This window comes from Variovorax sp. WDL1, from assembly GCF_001541225.1.
Taxonomy (GTDB): Bacteria; Pseudomonadota; Gammaproteobacteria; order Burkholderiales; family Burkholderiaceae_C; genus Variovorax.
In genome coordinates this window covers 105,824-107,229 of the sequence record NZ_LMTS01000153.1, presented here as the reverse complement: position 1 = coordinate 107,229, position 1,406 = coordinate 105,824, and the positions used below count along the sequence as shown (strand labels likewise).

Genomic DNA, 1,406 nt, shown 5'->3' with positions numbered 1-1,406 from the left:
GGCAACACCAGCGGCCCGGCGAAGCCGGTTCCGCGGTGTTTCCCGAATGAATTGCAACCTGAGGAGAAGTCTGTGTCCTTACGCCGCCAACTGATCGTCCGTTCCGTCGCCCTTGCCGCAGCGCTTGCGGCCGGCGCGCCCGGCCTCGCGCTCGCGCAAACCAAGCTCAAGGTGGCGGCGGTCTACACCGTGCCCTTCGAGCAGCAATGGGTCGGCCGCATCCACAAGGCGCTGAAAGCGGCGGAAGCGCGCGGCGAGATCGAGTACAAGGCCACCGAGAACGTTGCCAACGCCGACTACGAGCGCGTGATGCGCGAGTACGCACAGGCCGGCCACCAGCTGATCCTGGGCGAGGTCTTCGGCGTCGAGGCAGCGGCGCGCAAGGTCGCCAAGGACTTCCCGAAGACGGCTTTCCTGATGGGCTCGTCGCTCAAGCCGCAGGCGCCCAACTTCTCGGTCTTCGACAACTACATCCAGGAGCCGGCCTACCTCTCCGGCATGGTCGCCGGCGGCATGACCAGGACCAACAAGATCGGCATGGTGGGCGGCTTCCCCATCCCCGAGGTCAACCGGCTGATGAATGCCTTCATGGCCGGGGCGAAGGAGACCAACCCGAAGGTGGAGTTCAGCGTGAGCTTCATCAACAGCTGGTTCGATCCGCCCAAGGCCAAGGAGGCGGCCTTCGCGATGATCGACAAGGGCGCCGACGTGATGTATGCGGAGCGCTTCGGTGTCAGCGACGCGGCCAAGGAAAAGGGCAAGCTCGCCATCGGCAACGTGATCGACACGCAGGACAAGTACCCCGACACCGTGGTGGCCTCCGCGCTCTGGAACTTCGAGCCGTCGGCCGACCGGGCGATCAAGCTCGTGAAGGAAGGCAAGTTCGTCGCCGAGGACTACGGCCCCTATTCGATGATGAAGCACAAGGGCTCCGAGCTGGCGCCGCTGGGCACCTTCGAGAAGAAGGTGCCGGCCGAGATCGTCGCCAAGGTCAGGGCCAAGGAGGCCGACATCCTCTCGGGCAAGTTCACGGTGAAGGTGAACGACAGCCAGCCGAAGTCCACCGCGAAGTAGGCGAGATGGAGAGTTCCTGCTCCCTTCCTCTGCGGGAGAGGGAGCAAGACGTCGTGCTGCGGCTGCGCGGCATCACCAAGCGCTTCGGCACCCTGGTCGCCAACGATGCGATCTCGCTCGAGCTCGGCGCGGGCGAGGTGCTCGCGCTGCTGGGCGAGAACGGCGCCGGCAAATCCACGCTGATGTCGATCCTCTTCGGCCACTACACCGCCGACGAAGGCGAGATCGACGCCTTCGGCCGGCCGCTCGCGCCCGGTCTGCCGAAGGCGGCATTGGCCGCGGGCATCGGCATGGTGCACCAGCACTTCATCCTGGCCGACAACCTCAGCGTG

General features: G+C 65.6%; 2 protein-coding genes. Both read left to right on the top strand.

Annotation, left to right across the window (positions count from 1 at the left end; all coding sequences use genetic code 11):
* Nucleotides 1-72 precede the first annotated feature (72 nt).
* Entirely contained in the window at nucleotides 73-1,074 is a 1,002-nt protein-coding gene (locus tag APY03_RS20625; protein ID WP_068679591.1) for a BMP family protein, read from the top strand.
* Nucleotides 1,075-1,079: 5 nt separating this feature from the next.
* Nucleotides 1,080-1,406: ATP-binding cassette domain-containing protein (locus APY03_RS44205; RefSeq protein WP_232324351.1), on the top strand; the 327-nt coding region annotated here is incomplete at its 3' end.